At 29.9% G+C, this 16,998-nt stretch carries 16 protein-coding genes; 5 read left to right on the top strand and 11 right to left on the bottom strand.

Going from position 1 to position 16,998, the window contains the following annotated elements; all coding sequences use genetic code 11:
• The first annotated feature begins 54 nt into the window (after positions 1-54).
• The 4 genes from PQ963_02350 to PQ963_02335 all read left to right on the top strand — a co-directional run bounded on the left by PQ963_02350 (position 55) and on the right by PQ963_02335 (position 4,713).
• Positions 55-768 carry a (5-formylfuran-3-yl)methyl phosphate synthase gene (locus PQ963_02350; protein ID MEN4028508.1) on the top strand — a complete coding sequence of 238 codons (714 nt, stop codon included), beginning with the start codon at positions 55-57 and terminating at the stop codon, positions 766-768.
• Positions 769-810: 42 nt separating this feature from the next.
• Entirely contained in the window at positions 811-2,298 is a 1,488-nt protein-coding gene (gene guaB / locus PQ963_02345; GenBank protein ID MEN4028507.1) for an IMP dehydrogenase, read from the top strand.
• Positions 2,299-2,374: 76 nt separating this feature from the next.
• Positions 2,375-2,965: a molybdenum cofactor guanylyltransferase gene (locus PQ963_02340; GenBank protein ID MEN4028506.1), complete on the top strand. Its 591-nt coding sequence runs from the start codon at positions 2,375-2,377 to the stop codon at positions 2,963-2,965.
• A 317-nt stretch (positions 2,966-3,282) separates the two neighbouring features.
• The gene (locus tag PQ963_02335; protein ID MEN4028505.1) at positions 3,283-4,713 is read left to right on the top strand and encodes a flippase; all 1,431 of its coding nucleotides are present in this window, start codon (positions 3,283-3,285) and stop codon (positions 4,711-4,713) included.
• Positions 4,714-4,737: 24 nt separating this feature from the next.
• Here the strand turns inward: PQ963_02335 and PQ963_02330 are convergent, their stop codons facing one another.
• Both PQ963_02330 and PQ963_02325 read right to left on the bottom strand, forming a co-directional pair.
• Positions 4,738-5,373, bottom strand: coding sequence for a GNAT family N-acetyltransferase (locus PQ963_02330; GenBank protein ID MEN4028504.1), 636 nt, complete (start codon positions 5,371-5,373; stop codon positions 4,738-4,740).
• Positions 5,333-6,388: a GNAT family N-acetyltransferase gene (locus tag PQ963_02325; protein ID MEN4028503.1), complete on the bottom strand. Its 1,056-nt coding sequence runs from the start codon at positions 6,386-6,388 to the stop codon at positions 5,333-5,335. Before PQ963_02325 ends, PQ963_02330 begins: the two co-directional genes overlap by 41 nt.
• A gap of 195 nt (positions 6,389-6,583) precedes the next feature.
• Between PQ963_02325 and PQ963_02320 the strand changes: the two genes are divergently transcribed.
• On the top strand, positions 6,584-7,603 hold the full coding sequence (locus tag PQ963_02320) for a polysaccharide deacetylase family protein (protein ID MEN4028502.1): 1,020 nt from the start codon (positions 6,584-6,586) through the stop codon (positions 7,601-7,603).
• Positions 7,604-7,660: 57 nt separating this feature from the next.
• Here the strand turns inward: PQ963_02320 and PQ963_02315 are convergent, their stop codons facing one another.
• The 9 genes from PQ963_02315 to PQ963_02275 form a co-directional block, all read right to left on the bottom strand.
• Positions 7,661-8,137, bottom strand: coding sequence for a metal-dependent hydrolase (locus PQ963_02315; protein MEN4028501.1), 477 nt, complete (start codon positions 8,135-8,137; stop codon positions 7,661-7,663).
• Positions 8,138-8,575 carry a hypothetical protein gene (locus PQ963_02310; GenBank protein ID MEN4028500.1) on the bottom strand — a complete coding sequence of 146 codons (438 nt, stop codon included), beginning with the start codon at positions 8,573-8,575 and terminating at the stop codon, positions 8,138-8,140.
• Positions 8,576-8,629: 54 nt separating this feature from the next.
• A complete protein-coding gene (locus PQ963_02305; GenBank protein ID MEN4028499.1) occupies positions 8,630-8,857 on the bottom strand; it encodes a hypothetical protein in 228 nt (75 codons plus the stop codon).
• Between the two features lie 41 nt (positions 8,858-8,898).
• A complete protein-coding gene (locus PQ963_02300) occupies positions 8,899-9,744 on the bottom strand; it encodes a DUF1616 domain-containing protein (GenBank protein ID MEN4028498.1) in 846 nt (281 codons plus the stop codon).
• A 321-nt stretch (positions 9,745-10,065) separates the two neighbouring features.
• On the bottom strand, positions 10,066-11,193 hold the full coding sequence (locus PQ963_02295; GenBank protein MEN4028497.1) for a glycosyltransferase family 4 protein: 1,128 nt from the start codon (positions 11,191-11,193) through the stop codon (positions 10,066-10,068).
• 18 nt (positions 11,194-11,211) lie between these two features.
• Positions 11,212-13,341 carry a DUF2206 domain-containing protein gene (locus tag PQ963_02290; GenBank protein ID MEN4028496.1) on the bottom strand — a complete coding sequence of 710 codons (2,130 nt, stop codon included), beginning with the start codon at positions 13,339-13,341 and terminating at the stop codon, positions 11,212-11,214.
• Between the two features lie 34 nt (positions 13,342-13,375).
• Positions 13,376-14,563, bottom strand: coding sequence for a glycosyltransferase family 4 protein (locus PQ963_02285; protein MEN4028495.1), 1,188 nt, complete (start codon positions 14,561-14,563; stop codon positions 13,376-13,378).
• Positions 14,564-14,644: 81 nt separating this feature from the next.
• Positions 14,645-15,853, bottom strand: coding sequence for a DUF1972 domain-containing protein (locus tag PQ963_02280; GenBank protein MEN4028494.1), 1,209 nt, complete (start codon positions 15,851-15,853; stop codon positions 14,645-14,647).
• A 32-nt stretch (positions 15,854-15,885) separates the two neighbouring features.
• Entirely contained in the window at positions 15,886-16,956 is a 1,071-nt protein-coding gene (locus PQ963_02275; GenBank protein ID MEN4028493.1) for an NAD-dependent epimerase/dehydratase family protein, read from the bottom strand.
• Positions 16,957-16,998 lie beyond the last annotated feature (42 nt).

Genomic DNA, 16,998 nt, shown 5'->3' with positions numbered 1-16,998 from the left:
ATATAATTTAAATAAAAATTAGTTTAATCTAATTAATAAATGGAGGTATATGATTTGCTTCTCTTAATAAGTCCAATAAACACAGAGGAAGCACATGAAGCCATTGAAGGCGGTGCAGACATAATCGATGTCAAAAATCCCAAAGAAGGATCACTTGGAGCTAATTTTCCATGGGTCATTAAAAGCATAAGGGAGATGACCCCTGAAGATATGCTCGTAAGCGCAACTTTGGGAGATGTGCAATATAAACCAGGTACAGTATCACTTGCAGCACTTGGAGCAGCTGTTTCAGGAGCAGACTACATTAAAGTTGGCCTTTATGGAACAAAAAATTACCACGAAGCACTGGAAGTAATGAAAAATGTGGTAAAAACTGTTAATGAATACAGCGCAGATATAATCGTGGTAGCTTCAGGATACGCTGATGCGCATCGAATTGGGGCTTTAGATCCCATGGAAATACCAGAAGTTGCTGCTGCTGCTGGTGCAGACCTGGCCATGCTGGATACTGCAGTTAAAGATGGGAAAACATTATTCGACTTCATGAGTGAAGAGAAAATAGCCAGATTCAACAATGAAATTCATAATTACGGCTTAAAATCAGCGCTTGCAGGCTCAGTTAAAAAAGAACAGCTCCAGACACTGTACAATTTAGGCACTGATGTTGTTGGAATAAGAGGAGCAGCATGTGTAGGTGGGGATAGAAATTCAGGGAAAATCCACCGAAGCGCAGTAATGGAATTAAAGAAGATGCTTGAATGTTTTTAATTTCAAAAATCATATATTTTTAAGCAGTTGCAGGAGGTATTAATGTACTCTAAAAAATTAAAAAACGCTCCAGAAGGTTATACATTTGATGATTTTTTAATAGTGCCTTCTGCCTCGTCTGTTGAGCCTAAAGACGTTGAAATAAAAACCAGAATTTCAAGGAATCATTTCATAAACATTCCTGTTATAAGTTCTGCTATGGATACCGTAACCGAATCTTCAATGGCGATTGCACTGGCACAGGAAGGTGGTTTAGGAGTCATTCACAGAAACATGACTATAAAAGAGCAGATCAATGAGGTTAAAAGAGTAAAACAGTCTGGAGACATGACTATAAGAGATGTGATCACCATTGGTCCTGATGCTTCAATCAGGGAGGCATGTCATATAATGGACATGGAAGAAGTAAGCGGACTTCCAGTGGTTGAAGATGAAATTGTGGTGGGAATAATAAGCCGCAGGGACGTAAAACCAATTATTAACTCTGATGAAGAAAAGAAAGTAAGGGAAATAATGACTGAAGAAGTGCTTACCATTCCTGAATCAACCACACCAGAAGAAGCACTGAATATAGCCTACGAAAACAAGGTGGAAAGGCTCCCAGTGGTTAAATCAGGCAAATTAATAGGAATAGTAACCATTAGAGATATATTAGAGAGAAAAAAGTTCCCCAATGCTTCCAGAGATAGAAAAGGAAAGTTTATGGTTGCAGCAGCTACAGGTCCATTTGATCTTGAACGTGCAATGGCATTAGACGAAGCAGGGGTAGATATAATTGCTATAGATGTGGCACATGCACATAATTTAAATGTGGTGGATGCAGCAAAGAAAATTAAAGATAATATTGATGCAGATCTGATTGTGGGTAATATAGCCACTCGTGAGGCGGCAGAAGCCTTATTAGCAAAGGAGGTTGATGGGCTTAAGGTAGGAATAGGTCCAGGATCAATCTGTACAACAAGGATCATTGCCGGAGTAGGCGTACCTCAGCTAACAGCAATATCAGACGTTGCAGACGTTGCAAAAGACCATGAAATTCCTGTAATAGGAGATGGGGGATTAAGATTCTCTGGAGATATTGCAAAAGCAATAGCTGTTGGCGCAGATGTTGTAATGATTGGAAGTTTACTTGCAGGTACCTATGAAGCACCGGGTGACGTTGTAATCATGAATGGTCGTAAATTCAAACAGTACCGTGGAATGGGCTCCCTTGGCGCAATGACTGGTGGAGCAGGTGCAGGAACTGACCGTTACTTCCAGGAAGTGAAAGGGCCAATGAAACACGCGAAATTAGTACCAGAAGGTGTTGAAGGAGTTGTTCCATACAAAGGACCGGTTAGTGAGGTTTTATTCCAGTTAATCGGCGGTTTAAAATCTTCAATGGGTTACTGTGGTGCTAAGGATATACAGACCATGAAGGAAAAGGCAAAGCTTGTTAGGATCACAGCAAGCGGGATGACAGAAAGTCATCCGCATGATCTGACCATAACCAACGAAAGCCCGAACTATCCTACAACACGATTGATGTAGATAATTTTGGTCTTTTCACGTCAAAACAAAATACACTTTATTTTTTAACATTTTTTTCAATTTTTAGGTGGGTATTATGAAATCCATAATAATCCTCTGTGGTGGAAGAAGCAGGAGGATGGGTAGAGATAAAGGCTCAATGCTCTTAAAGGGTAAACCAATGGTTCTTCATGTTTTGGATGCCATATCGGATGTTGCAGATGAAATTATATTAGTTTTAAGGGAAACTCAACAGATAAAAGATTATAAAAATATTTTAGGGCCTTATGAGTCTTTAAAGATAGTTGAGGATAAAATAAAGGATAAGGGACCTCTTGTGGGTATATTAACAGGACTTTCTAATATTAATTCAGAATATGCACAAATATTGCCCTGCGATTCACCTTTTATTTCTAAAAATTTCGTTTTAAAAATGTTTAAAACCATGGAAACAGATAATTTTGATGCTGTTGTCCCTATATGGAATGATGGTCATATTGAACCACTTCATTCTATCTACAAAAAAAAGACCATTAATGTTATTGAGGATCTGATTAAAAAAGAGATAAAGGATGTTAATTCTCTTATTCGAAATTTAAACGTTAAATACGTTGATGTTGAAAAACTGGATAAAACAACTCTTAGTTTTAAAAATATAAATGCAATAAAAGATATGGATTTAATTTAAGATAAATATTAAGAAATTTAGCTTTGTAGATTTAAGCATGCAATCCCTCTTCAGCAAGTCCAAATATCATTGAAGAAGCCTGTAAAAACTGTAATCTCCGTATTAAAGAGAGCTTTGAGTGATAAAAATCAAAGTCGGAGTGATAGGTTAAGGAACAAAGAAACCAGGCTTCGAAACATTTGTTATAATATATACATATATGTAAAATGCTTATCTATCAAAATCTAAGAGCAGTTCTACAGAGCCATTAATTATGGCAAACTATAATTAATATTAACTTAATAAATTTAATTAATATTAATTAAGAAGGAGAGAAAATGAACCCGGTTCAAAGAGTAGCCAAAAACATTTCAGTAATGTTTGTATCACAAATAATAACTTATGCATTAGCATTTTTTTTTGTGATGTATTCTGCAAGATATCTTGGAGTGGATAATTTTGGTATTCTGTCCTTTGCATTAGCTTTTTCAGGAATTATGATAATATTTGCTGATTTGGGTTTAAGCTCACTAATGGTAAGAGAGGCATCAAGAAATAAGAAGCTAACGGAAAGTTATTTAAAAAATATTTTGTCATTAAAGATTATATTGGGAATAAGCACATTTATAATAAGTATTTTGATTGTTCTGGCACTGGGTTATAATTTAAATGATATTCAGGTTATAGCTATAATTACAGCGTATACTTTATTAACTTCATTGTCTTCAATGTTTTATGCTTTATTTCAAACCTTTGAAAAACTGGAATATCAATCAATTGGCCAGATTATAACATCTATATTGCTCATTTCAGGGGCTTTATACTTAATATATAATAAAAGCGATCTTTTAGGTTTTGCTTTACTTTATCTATTTGTTGGAGTAATTATGGTTTTATATGCATTTACCATATGCAAATGTAATTATGTTTCGCCAAAATTAGAAATTGATTTTGGTTTCTGGAAAACATTGTTAAAAATGGCAATTCCTTTGTCTGTAGTTTTAATTTTCTCTACCATAGCATTTAGAATTGATATAGTTATACTTTCAATGTTAGATACTAATACTGCTGTTGGAATTTACAGTGCAGCATATAAATTAATAGAAGTTTTAACTTTTATCCCAGCAGTTTTTACGGCTTCAATATATCCTGTTTTTTCCAGATTTCACATATATTCTAAAAACTCTTTAAAAACAGGATATAAAAGATCATTTAAATATCTTTTTCTGATAGGTTTACCTATTGCAATTACAGTATCACTGTTGGCCGATAAAATTATTCTTTTAGTCTACGGAACTCAATTTACAGGATCCATAATAGCACTTAAAATACTAATCTGGGCGATTCCTTTTACATTTTTAACTTTTTTTTCAGGAACTGTAATGATTTCGATCAACAAACAAAACTTACTGGCAAAAATATTCATTTTGGCGATAATTATGAATGTGGTCCTTAATGTAACATTTATTCCAAGTTATAGCTATGTTGCTTCTGCTGTAATTACAATAATTACAGAATTAACTGAAATGTTGCTTATTTCATACTTCCTTTTTAAATTTATCTGTAAAGTTGAAATTAAAGATACTTTAGTGAAACCTTTAATAGCTTGCTTAGTAATGGGATTATTCATTTTTTATGTACATATAAATCTACTCTTGCAGATAGTACTTGCTTTCGGTGTATATTTAGTTGCTCTCTATCTTTTAGAAACATTTTCAGATGATGATATTAATTTAATTAAACAATTAATCCCTAATAAAAAGAAATAAAACATTTAATAGATTATGATTAGTTTAATCATTATTTAAATCTTCTGAAAAACTCACTGAATTATCTTCGATATTTACCTGGAAATTTTTCCATAAAAAAACTCTTGAATAGTTAATAGCACCAATCCTATAAAAATTACAACTTTCTATAGTTTTAATTGAGGGTATGTTTGAAGTTTCAGCGGCAGCATATACTATATTTTTTTTATAATCATTTTTAATTTTATTAAGAGAAAAATAAAACATCCTTTTTGCTATTCCTTTCTCTCTATAATGTTCTTTAACATAAAGTCGCCATAAATAAGCCCCATCAAAATGAAAAAACCTTTCCACTTCTTCCATTTCTACTGGCTTAAAACTTATCCAGTTATAGCCAATCCACTCGTTATTTAAAAATGCACCAATTAGAATATGTCCATCTTGCATATCTGATAAGAATCTATCCTCTAATTTTCCAAAAAGATGTAAATCGTCCATTGTACACTCTTTAACAATAAAATCATCTGTTTTGGATCTTTTAGGACTAAAATTATCTAATTTAATAGAATAAATATGAGCTTTAGTAAAATTAATTCCTACCTTTTTAAGGAAGTAATTCAGTGTAAAAAAGAGCCTGTATTTATATTTTAAATTTTGGAAGTTTAATTTTTCGTTTTTCATCTTGTTTCACCTTATAAAGAGACCTATAAACAGAATGACCTAATTTAAAGATTTTTGAGGTAGGTATTAATACTGAATAGTTATCTTTATAATCTGCACCGAAGTTACTCTTCAATTTATAACCTCGATGATTTTGATCTTTTACATTACTTCCAAGACATAGTCTCTTACATTTCAGTTCATAAGCTTTTTTAATTGTCTCCCAGAGTAAATAATACTGAACATGATATTTATTGGGCACATCACGATTAATTGCTATATATCGTGTGTGCATGGTTTTTTTAGATTCATCCAGGAAATTTAAAAATCCCCCTGCTATAAAGCCCTGTTTATATAGCAACGCTAAAGTCCTGTTATTTGGAGAATAAAGGTTATATATATCCTCAAAATGAGAATACGGATATTCAGTACCTTTTATATGTCTAATATTCTTAAGATAATATTTATAGAAGGTCTTAATACCCTCAACAGAATCTAAATATCTTATTTCAAACCCATCCTTTTTAAATCTTTTAATATATGTTCTCTGCGCTTTTTTAGCAGTAAAAATTTCATCCCAAATTTTAGCAGGGCTCAAGTTCTCCAGATCGATACTCATGGTTCCCATTGAGAAATTAGGATAATAAAATGTGTTTAATTTCTCTTCAAAATTTTTATCTAAAGAGTTTAATATTATAAAAGACCATGAATTTTTTTTAGCTCTAGATTCTAATTCCTTTCTAATAAAATCTATGATGTTATGCTGATTATCTTCTTTAATAACAATATGGTTATAATCTGAATCTGGTAAAGGCATGATTCCTTTAAAACCTTTAATATTAATTTCAAAAAAAGGACATATAGCTACTACTTCATCTCCAGAAAAAATCAAATAATAATGAGGAATATGGCCTAATGATTCTAAAATCCTTTTCCATTTAATGGTGTGATAAAACGTTCCTTCATCCATTTCATGGTTAAATATTTCCCACTTATCAATATTGCTATCATTTAGTGTTTCAATACGTAAATCCATAATTTATATCTCCCTTTTTACAAACTTCTTTCAATAAACACTGTATTTTGTAATCAAATCATGTTTAATGACCACAAAAACATTTATTAATAATATTATATAATATTATATTACATAATGTATTACTTAATATTTTCTTTTTCCTAAGAAAGAGAAATAAAAATAAATATTAATTTAGAGGAATGAGGGATATGAATGTTAGACAGTTTTGCAAGATGCATGAATAAAGCAGGTATTTTTGACATCTATGGCAATTTAAGACGAAAAATTACAAAATCCCAGATTAGCATATTAGCTTATCACAGAGTGGGTCCACAAACTGATGAATGGTCTGTTAATCCATTATGTGAAAAGATATTTGATTATCATATTAATTACCTCAGCAAAAATTTCAAAATAGTTTCACTTAGCAACTTAAGTGAAATGATTAGAAATGGCAATCTTCCTGAAAAAGCCGTTGTAATAACATTTGACGATGGATATAAAGATAATTATGAATTTGCTTTTCCTATTTTAAAAAAATATAATGCTCCTGCCACTGTATTCCTGGCTACAGGACATGTTGAAGAAAAAAATCTATTCTGGTGGGATAAAATAAACTACGTCTTATTTCATACTGACATGGAATCGATTGATCTAAATCCTATAGGGACCTATCAATTATGTAGTAATGAAGATAAACTCATTGCAGGATTAAATATTCAAGAAAAACTAAAAAAAATGGATAATGATAAAAAAGAAACTGTAATAGCGGAATTAATTAATTTAACTGATGTAAATATCCCTGAAAAATTAGGTAAGAAATATCTTCTATCATGGAATGAAATTAAAAAAATGAATAAAAATGGTATCGAATTTGGTTCTCATACAGTAACCCATCCCATTTTAACCAACGTTAGTCTTGACAGGGCAAAATGGGAAATAATAAACTCTAAAAAATGCATAGAAGAAAATTTAGAAACAGAAGTTAAATCTTTTGCATATCCAAATGGTGATTTTAATGCAAAATTATCCTCCATAGTAGAAAATCTTGGTTTCAGTTCTTCAGTTTCAGTTTTTCCTATGCAGCTTTTAAAAAACTCTGTTAGCGAATTATATCAATTAAGCAGGATAAACGCAAATATTAAAAATTTTAATATATTAAAATTATATTTATGCGGATTAAGGGGAGATTTTAACCGTATTTTGATGCAAACTCATTTCAATAATAAATAAAATTTAATAATCAAATCAACATTTTATTTGATTTGTTTTTAATATTTTTCTTAAAAGCTAATTATAAGTTATTTTCTTTTTATCAATCATTTTACCGGCAATAAATACAAAGAATGCTAATACAATTGATATTATGGTAATATTAAAGTCTATAATTGAAATGACACCTATCTGGAATTTTGTAGAACTAAATGGATATAAAAGTTCCATTCCACCGCTGAATATTAATATATCCAGTGCATAATGAGTAATGATACCGAAAATCAAAAATAAGAATATTGATCTACTTTTATCAAAAAAAAGAGATAATATAACTGCGATTAATATAGATCCTGCAGGTAAATGTACAGGCGAGAGAAAACTTTCCATATAAATACCAAATTGTTGTAATAACAGTGTTATTTTATATATATCTGGAATTAAAGCTCCTAACATGACAATAGCAGTATTAGACTGGTTAAATTGTTTAAATTTAAACCCCAAAATAGTACCTAAGCTCCAGGCCACCAATACATGTGTTATCCAGTCTGGCATTTATTTTCTCCTAATAAACAGTATTTTTTGAGGATTAAATTTCCAAAATTTTGTAAAAACTAATAAAAATATTATTAGGCCTCCTAAAGACCTTAAAATGACCATAATAACATCTTCCTGTTTAAAAGTCATGATTTTTGTAATAATAACTTCATTATTCTGATTCAAAATTCCTAAAATATAGACAGCATTACCCCAACCTATTTTTAAATCAGTTTTTACCCTATAAGCTGTTTTATCCTTAATATTATAAACTTCAAATCCATTATCAAATATAGCAGTTATTGGGCCTGCAATAAAAACGTTTTTTTGGGAATTACCATTCAAAATATCGACAACATCATTATTTTGATAATTACCTTCATCTGCATAAATGTAGCATAATAAAAAGAGTGTGAATACGAAAATTAATCCTAAGATAATCCTATTAAGTTTCATTTCATTTTACTCTGTTGTTTCTAATAATTTAATTATCAACATTAGTTAAGGCCATTAAAGATTAGATAATACAGTGAAAGCTTTATAACCTACTACAATCATGAAAATAATAAACAAAAGAACTATAATTAAGTCAATAAACCTAATAAAAGAATTAATTTCCTTATTTTTATCTGCATCTGCACCAAACACTTCTTTTAAAACTAAAAATGCTACTAAAGCTATTCCAAGTAGTAAACCATTATTTATTATATTTGTTGTTATTTCAGTAAGTGCAGACATATTAATACCTGTAATACATATTAATTGAGGAAATTTAAACTCTAATTCACTCTAATCTGTAATAATAAAGATCGGTAAGCATTTTTATCATCTGGAAGCTTATAAAGTAAAAATTTTAATTCTTTTTTCCCTGAGTCACTTACTGTGAAATTGTAAGGCATTTCAAATTTCTCCGCATTATTTAATGTTAGATTCTGTTCATCGATTATTCGCTTATTAGAAGTAACTACCATTTTATAAGTTGTATTTTGATTTTCATGGTTTACAACTCCAATTATAACCTTTCCAGTTTCCCCCGTAGTAAGATTCGTTGGATAATCTACTGCCTTACCTCCCGGACCTAACAAATAAAATTCGGTGAAACGTTCACTTTCTTTAGGCGAAAAAACAACATGAGCAGTTGATGATAATGCAATAAAAACAAATATAACCAGAATAATTGAAGTAACTTTATCTCTTTGAGATTTACCGTTATACCATGATTTAAAGCTTTTGAAGATTCCCATCCAACTATTATTAAAACTTTTAGAAACTCCATTTCTCTTTAAAAACGCTACAGGAATTGTTAAAAAGGTAAGTATAGCAATAGAAAGCAGAGTTAGTGTTAATCTGTTATCAAACATAACATAGTTCCATATCATGCCAATTAGAAAGGCAATGGATATACTCAAAATAATACTTAGTGCCAAACATTTTATATTTTTTAAATCATTCTTTTTGGGGAAATAAATTGTTATAATCACATATCCGGGTAAAAATAGTACCAGTAAATATTCCACTGTTGTTCCAATATAGTCATCATTTAATCTGGATGTAATAAGAAATATAAAACAAAATAATGTTATTAAAGTAACTATAATAATATCTGCATTATATAATCGTTTCATTTTAGCCCCTATATTGGTATTTTTAATTGCACTTACTTAATTATTTATAATCAGTTTTTAGCACCTGTTTTTTGCATTCTCTTTCGAAATAGACTTAATTGAAACATTAATCTACGTATTTGTATTACAATGTATAAATAATTTACTATTATTTAGGGCTGTAAAGTTAGTGGGTGCTGGCTGTGGTTTGCATTTTTATTTAACCATAATTTTCTTTTATTTTCTTGAATGGAGGCTTATTTGACTAAAAAATTTTTAGATGAAAATTTTAACCCACAATAAGTTTACAACCCAACAGTAAATACTAACAAAAAGAAATAATCAAATTGAATCAAATAACTTAATGTATTCAGGAAGAATATTTTTAATATCGTGATTGTCTTCTACATATTTTCTTCCGTTAATCCCCATTTCAGTTATTAAATCTTCATTATTTAGTAAAGTGCTTAAATCTTCTTTTAATTGTTTTAAATTTCTTGAATAAAACCCAAGTTTATAATTAGTGATTACATCATCTGGATTTGCATTAATACTTACTACCGGCATATAATTCATCCACGCTTGAAGAAAGGAATTGGGAAAGCCTTCAAACATGGATGTGTTTACCAGGATCCATGCTTTATTGAAATAGTGATCTATTTCTTCGAAAGGTACAACACCTAAAAATTCAAAATTTTTTAACTTTGCAGCCTGTTTTTTTATATTATTATAGAGAGTGGGATCTCCCTGGTAGCCACCTATCATCTGGAACTTTACCCATGGCATCATTTTTGCAAATTCAATAACTAACCACGGCTGCTTAACTTCAGCCATGGAACCAACCCATAAAACAATTGGAAATTCTGACTTTTTAGCTGGATCTGGATCTTTTAATTTAATATGGGATTTAATTATCTTACCTTTTTTATTATATCCCTTTTTAAGCATTTCTGACTGATATTGATTTTGTAAACAAATAGCATGGGAAAATTTAATATCAATCCAGTTTCCAATAACTCTGGAATTAAATTTTGAGCTTTTAAATTCTTTAATTTCATTAATAATAAGGTTTCTATTTACTAATACATCAGAAGCAATTTTATAAACACTTTTTTTCCCCATTAAATTTGCAAATGTGGGTATAATCCCTAAAGAATCTCCATAATGAAAGTAAATATCTGAATCTGATTTTTTTAATGCTTTCCATAAATACCTCATTTTAGAAAAAAAATTCGTCTGTACTTCCGGCGAATATGTTTTTATCACTTTTATCCCGTTAATGAACTCTTCTGAAGGGCCTCCCTCATTATAAGTAATTAGGGTAATTTTATAGCCCCTTTTGGACAATTCACTGGCTAACGTTATTTGATCAATATCAGGACCTATAACATTTTTTATATCGTCTTTTCTATTCTTAAGAAGTGAATATGCTGTAGGAGATAGAAAACAAATTTTTTTTGGGCTTAACATTGTTTCACTTTTCAAATTTTAAAACAGTATTGTAATATTATTATCATAAATTATGTTTCTATTTTTATTAATGGGATCTAAAAATTTTTGATCAATGAAACCTTCCCTACTACCATTTATACTATCCTGGGCAACGTTTATCGTCCCATTGAGGGTACTGTGCCTTAAGTATAAATAAGAACTGTTAGTTAAATCATTAAAAGTGTTTTTATCAAGACTAAAGCTTAGAAGTTTAGATCCAGGTCCTACAAATCCACCCAGAAGCACAAACCCATTTATATCTGAATAAACTTTACTACTCTTATTCATGTGAGTAGACAACCATTCAGCGCTTGATGTATCCTTTTCATTGAAAACAGGAGGATCATTGGTATTAAGTGCCATTGTTGGTTTATAAGGCTCATTAATTATTCCCTGTATCAATCCTGTATTTAAAAACAAAAATATTACTAGAAATATAGAAATTATATTAAATGTTTTATGGAAACATTTGTCTGATTTAAGGAATTTACTGATCTTTTCTGTAATTAACATGAAACCGATTATAAAAAAGGGCGATAGAACTAATAAAGTTAGATGATACATTCTTACAGTATCTAATTGGCTGGAAAAATTAGGAACTAATATAGATACTATACAGATTCCCATAAATATAATCGCAAAGAAGAGATACTCTTTTTTAATTTTAAATCTCTTACCTATACTTCCTATATTAAATAAAAAGCCCGCAATACCAATTAATATCAAAAATTGAGTTAAAAGATATAAATATTTGGTCACTGCATTAAAAAGTGTAACTTTCGCTCCAATAATGGCCAAACCCTGGGTAGAGTTTGGACTTAAGAAACTGGTTAATAATGAACTATATACACTATCAAATATCCTTAAGATAGATATAAATACAGAAGCATCGTTATTGTAAATATACCATAAAAGGACTAAAGATAAAAATAAAAACACAATTGTAGAATTAACTGTGTTTATTTCACTCTTTTTATATAAATTAAATAAATATTGCAGTAAATAAACTCCAATTACAACAGTTAAAAAGATATGTGCCACACCATAATGTGAAATTGTTAGAGAAAATAAAAACACTATTAACAATATACTTCTAGATCTTTTATCCATTTTTTTATCCAGAAATAATAAAAGAATTGCCACTATAAAAATTTCAGCTATTATCTGTCTCATAAGCTGGGGCATATTATAAAAGAAACCATAAGTAGCTACAAAGTAAATAACTGCAAAAAAAGCAATTTTACTGTTAAATTGTCTTTTAAATAATTCATATAACCCTAAAGGGACTAAAGAAAACATTAATGGATACATTATTTTGAATATCCACACTATATTCACATTACAGATATAGTAAAAGTAGGAGGGCAATATAGTTACACTCAAAATTGAGTTTAAATCCGTAAGTAACTCTAAGTTAGATACTGTCTCCCATTTAAAATTATAAATAACTAATTTAGCTAAGAAATATTCCCTTTGAATGTCAAATCCAGAAATATAATTAGAAATTAAAGAATTCTGAAATAATAGAGAAATAGAAATTATCAGGATTACAAATGAGTATAAATTTTTGTCAATTTTATTAAATCCAGCCAGGAAAATTATGACTGCAATGGTTATAATCATGAAAATAATACCCAGATTATTATTATTATGATAGTTAATCAGATAAGTTCCAAATATGCTCAAAAACAAAGGCAATGTTAAAAATAAATGTTTTGAGGATATCTTAATATCTAAATCCGGTTGGGTAAAATCTTTATCAATATAATAACTTAAAATCAGCAAAAACAACGTAACCAGGTTTATTGATAACATCAATGGAACAAATGAAATTGGCTCATCAATGCCTAAAATAGGCAGTGAAAAATTAATAATTAAACCAGTGAACATTAAAGTAGCTATACTTAAAGCAATGGAATACAATAGCACCTCTATATTACTTAATTTATGCAATCTTAAGATTCTAAGCAATATCATCCCCGGTACAAAAACAAGATAGATAAATCCTACAATTTCCCTTAAAAAAGAAATATTGATGCCTATTAATTCTAAACCACCTAATCCCCAGATTCCTATCTGTATAAATAATATAAACCAAATAAAGTTCTTAATTGGCCAATCATTCATCCGAATAAAATTATCCATAAGCATAAATATCAAACTATTTTCCAGCGTTCATAATGTTCATTAATGCATTTTTAACATTTTTTTCAGTTGTACTAAAACTATAATTATCTAATACAGTTTTTCGTCCATTAGATGCCACCTTTTCTGATATATCTGGATTTAACAGTATCCATTCAATTTTATCCTCCAATGATTTAATATCACCGGGTTTAACAAGAAAACCATCCTTTTCATCTGTTATTGTGTCATTAATACCTCCAACAGCAGAACAAACTGTTGGTAAAGACATTGATAGATATTCAACTACTTTTACCGGGTTAGCAACTCTATTTATTTCACAATCAAGTTTAGAGCAGCACAGTATATCAAAAGCAGATAAATACTCAGGAACTTTCTCATAAGGCTGCGCCTGGATAAAAATAACCTTTTCTTCAAGATTATTCTTTTTAACAATTTCAGCTATATTTTCATCCCCATCAAAATATGCTTTCCCCATAATAGCCAATTTAAGATTTGGGTATTTTTTGTTTAAATTTTTAAATGCTTCAAGAAGTACTGGGATCCCTTCATAATAGGCAAAAGAACCAGTATATCCTATTACTATATCGTTTTTAATATTAAGTTCTTCTCTTTTTTTATTCCTCATTATTTTGTTTATTTGAAACAGATCTGTATCAACTCCATTAGGTAAATATAGAACATTTTCACATCCATAATCATTTTTAGCAAAGTTTTGGAGGTAATTACTGATTGCAAAAACCATATTTGCATTTCTTGCAGCATATTTCCTGACAGAACCTGGAATTATTTTAAAAAAGTTGGTATCAATATAATCTAAAATAACAGGTTTATTTAAAATTTTACCTGCTATTGTAGCAGGAATATATGATATTTCTGTAATGAAATCTGTAAAAATAAAATCTGAATCTCTGGATTCTTTTAAGACATAATAAAATACTGGAAAAATAGCTACAGCTTTTAAAACCTTGGGTAGATTTTTAGGTAAATGAATAATAGTTGTTTTAATTGATGCATCTTTTCTATGTTCAATATAGAATCTATCGGAAAAAAAAGAAAATGAAATTAAATTAACATTCAGACCAATGTTTTCAAAAATAGATATCATATTCTTAAAACGAGCTCCTCCACCTACTCCAGAACCATCTGACAACAGTTGACCAATACAAACCACCTTAAAATCTTTTACTTTTTCATTATCCATATTACCACCATCTGACGTTTCAAATTATTATTTGCTAAAATAATACGTAACCAGTGACTTGATTATCTCATTGCAGTAACTTCACCATTCGTTTAAAGAACTCCTATTTTCAGAGTTAATCTTATCAAAAATTAGTATTAAATCACTCATTGGAGTAAAGAGTATATTATATTGATCAACTACTCTATCCCAGGAATAATCTTCTTTAGCCCGCTGATAGATAGAATTTTTGAAATAAAAATAGTTTTGAGGGTATTTTTCTATTAGATCAATTTTGGCACTTACTTCATCAGAATCCTTGAAATAAAGGGCCTTGTTACTGCAAACTTCCTTATTAAACTCGTTATCATGTGCAATAATTAGATTTTTTGAGATCATTCCCTCTAATAGAGAAGGATTGGTTCCCCCAACAGAATGGCCATGAATATAAGCAGAACAATGTTGTCTGAGCATGTTCAATACTTCAGGGTCGTATGTGCTTCCTGCAAAAACTATTTTTCTATCTTCTGGAGATTCTTCAATAATTTCAGTTATTAATTTTTCATAGGCAGGATCAGCAAAATCACCGACAACTATAAGTGGTTTAATTGTTTTACTTTTTAGATATCCTTCAATTATCATTTCAATATTATTTTCAGGCTCTAATCTGGCAACGACTAAATAATAACTGGGATTTATTTTAAGTTTCTTAATCTTTTTTGGGAGAATTTCCTGATTCCAGCTTATTTCGCTGATTTTAGAAGCACCATAAGGAATAAATATTGAATCTATATTGTATTTATTGTCCAGGTATTTTTTAATAGCTTTTGAGTCAGCAATCATTTTATCTGCCCAAAATACCGCTATATTTTCACTTAGTTTGAGCAGCAATTTGATAAAAGGGCTAAATTTACTTCTTTTCCATTCTATTCCATCTGGATTTACTAATAATTCTTTACCAAATAATTTAGGTATGAAAAATAGCAGTGCAGCACTATAGCCAAGCATATAAACACTATCTACCTTCCTGCTACTCCAAAATAATGAATATCCATCATATAAAAATTCATAAAACATTCTTAATAAATTCATTTCTGGAGCTTTTATAGGAAAATAAAAAAGATTTACACCATTAAATTCTGATATTTTTGGTTCTGGAGCATATTCACAGCTAACATATACTTTTTTACCTTTTTTTACTAATTCCATGCTTAGTACCTCTGTAAATTTTTCAAATCCTCCATATTGATTTGGGATTCCTCTACTACCAATAATAGCAATAGAAGATTTTTTATTATAAGATTTTTTCATGTTTACACCGGATATAAAGGTTTTTCATTAATTCAAACTCTCAAACAATTAATATTTTTATTAGAACTCATTTTTTGTCTTATTTTGTTATTCTTAGTTTGATTTATATCGAATTCTGCGTTTTTTTCTATGTTATCCCAGTTTTCAAGGAACCATTGGTGAGTCTTTTCCAAACCTTCTTTAAATTCCATTCTTGGCTTGTAATCAAGTAAATTTTCTGCTTTTTCAATGGATGAAAGTAATTTCGTTTTTGCATCCCAGTTTCTGCGAGGAACAAATTTAATTCCTTCTTCATTACCAGTGAGTTCATTTACAGTATTTGCCATGTCGATTACTCTTTGATCCTTTCCAGATCCAAGGTTTATAGCCTCACCAATGGCTTCTTCTTTGATTCCCATTGCAAGAAGTCCATCAACAATATCCTCCACATAAGTCCAGTCTCTTGTTTCTGTTCCATCTCCTGTAATTGGGAGTGCATTTCCAGTCATTGCCCAGTAAAAGAAATTGGGAATTACGTTTCTGTATTTTCCTGGTACTTCTCCCTGTCCAAAAACATTGAAAAAACGGGCATTAACTATGGGGAGATCATATAAATTATAAAAATAATTAGTATAAAGCTCACCGAGCAACTTAGTTACCTGATACGGCGTATGGAGACTTATGGAAATATCATGCTCTTTGAAAGGCATTTTAGAGTCTAATCCATAAACACCACAACCTGAAGATGAATAAACAAACCTTTTAACTTCAACAAGGTTAGCATATTCAAGAACTTTTAAAATTCCAATTCCATTAACCATTAAATCTTTTTCAGGGTTATCTACACTGTTTTGATTGGCAAAGTGAGCTGCTAAATGGAATACATAATCAGGTTTTTCTTTAAAAACTCTTTTAAGTGCTGCATCATCCAGAATATCTCCTTTAATAAATTCTATATTATCATTAGTTGGGATATTCCATGTATAAGCAGATGATAGGTTATCTAAGATTATTATTCTCTTAGCATCTAATTCAGCGATTTTACGAGTTAAGTTGCTGCCAACACAACCTGCACCACCAGTTACAAGCACTGTTTTATCTTCATATTCATTTAAGCTACTCATTTGAGTTCCCTCTCTTCAGTTTTAATACTATTATACTATTAA

The sequence above is a fragment of the Methanobacterium sp. genome (genome assembly GCA_039666455.1).
Taxonomy (GTDB): Archaea; Methanobacteriota; Methanobacteria; order Methanobacteriales; family Methanobacteriaceae; genus Methanobacterium_D.
This window is presented reverse-complemented; position numbering and strand designations above follow the sequence as displayed.

Excerpts from the sequence above, each read along its gene's own strand:
- guaB (MEN4028507.1), top strand. The coding sequence starts at position 811 with ATGTACTCTAAAAAATTAAAAAACGCTCCAGAAGGTTATACATTTGAT.
- PQ963_02340 (MEN4028506.1), top strand. The coding sequence starts at position 2,375 with ATGAAATCCATAATAATCCTCTGTGGTGGAAGAAGCAGGAGGATGGGT.
- PQ963_02335 (MEN4028505.1), top strand. The coding sequence starts at position 3,283 with ATGAACCCGGTTCAAAGAGTAGCCAAAAACATTTCAGTAATGTTTGTA.
- PQ963_02330 (MEN4028504.1), bottom strand. The coding sequence starts at position 5,373 with ATGAAAAACGAAAAATTAAACTTCCAAAATTTAAAATATAAATACAGG.
- PQ963_02325 (MEN4028503.1), bottom strand. The coding sequence starts at position 6,388 with ATGGATTTACGTATTGAAACACTAAATGATAGCAATATTGATAAGTGG.
- PQ963_02320 (MEN4028502.1), top strand. The coding sequence starts at position 6,584 with ATGTTAGACAGTTTTGCAAGATGCATGAATAAAGCAGGTATTTTTGAC.
- PQ963_02315 (MEN4028501.1), bottom strand. The coding sequence starts at position 8,137 with ATGCCAGACTGGATAACACATGTATTGGTGGCCTGGAGCTTAGGTACT.
- PQ963_02310 (MEN4028500.1), bottom strand. The coding sequence starts at position 8,575 with ATGAAACTTAATAGGATTATCTTAGGATTAATTTTCGTATTCACACTC.
- PQ963_02305 (MEN4028499.1), bottom strand. The coding sequence starts at position 8,857 with ATGTCTGCACTTACTGAAATAACAACAAATATAATAAATAATGGTTTA.
- PQ963_02300 (MEN4028498.1), bottom strand. The coding sequence starts at position 9,744 with ATGAAACGATTATATAATGCAGATATTATTATAGTTACTTTAATAACA.
- PQ963_02295 (MEN4028497.1), bottom strand. The coding sequence starts at position 11,193 with ATGTTAAGCCCAAAAAAAATTTGTTTTCTATCTCCTACAGCATATTCA.
- PQ963_02290 (MEN4028496.1), bottom strand. The coding sequence starts at position 13,341 with ATGAATGATTGGCCAATTAAGAACTTTATTTGGTTTATATTATTTATA.
- PQ963_02285 (MEN4028495.1), bottom strand. The coding sequence starts at position 14,563 with ATGGATAATGAAAAAGTAAAAGATTTTAAGGTGGTTTGTATTGGTCAA.
- PQ963_02280 (MEN4028494.1), bottom strand. The coding sequence starts at position 15,853 with ATGAAAAAATCTTATAATAAAAAATCTTCTATTGCTATTATTGGTAGT.
- PQ963_02275 (MEN4028493.1), bottom strand. The coding sequence starts at position 16,956 with ATGAGTAGCTTAAATGAATATGAAGATAAAACAGTGCTTGTAACTGGT.